Origin of the sequence: Thalassospira alkalitolerans (assembly GCF_002115745.1) — a bacterium.
GTDB lineage: Bacteria > Pseudomonadota > Alphaproteobacteria > Rhodospirillales > Thalassospiraceae > Thalassospira > Thalassospira alkalitolerans.
Map to the genome: position 1 here is coordinate 1 of NZ_JFKB01000062.1, position 425 is coordinate 425.

The following is a 425-nucleotide window of genomic DNA, read 5'->3' on the forward strand; positions in this document are numbered from 1 at the left end:
CTTCGGTGCCAGTGGCATTGGTAACGTCCAGGGTCGGAGCATCAGCTACTGCTGCAACATCAACAGTAAGTTCTGCCATTACGACGGCAGTATCATTCCCGTCAGCTGACGAGACCAGAACGGTCAAACCAATTTCACCGCTGAAATCAGTTGGCGGCGTAATGGTCAGTCCTTCGAGTTGATCAGGTGTTAGAGACCATGTTCCGTCACCATTGTCAGTACCGGTCGACAATATTGCCCCGTCAGGTACGTCGGTTATGGTGATTTGGAGGCTTTCACTGTCATCAAGCAGGGCTGTATCGATATCAAGTGCGACAGCACTGTCTTCCAAGCCGCTGGCATCAGACACATTAAGAATTGCACCATCGGATACACCAGTGACATCAACGGTCAGGGTGTCAGATACAGATGCTGTGTCGGTGCCA

General features: G+C 51.3%; 1 protein-coding gene. It reads right to left on the bottom strand.

Annotation, left to right across the window (positions count from 1 at the left end; genetic code table 11):
• On the bottom strand, positions 1 to 425 hold a 425-nt coding region (locus TALK_RS22195; RefSeq protein WP_169715099.1), incomplete at both ends, for an Ig-like domain-containing protein.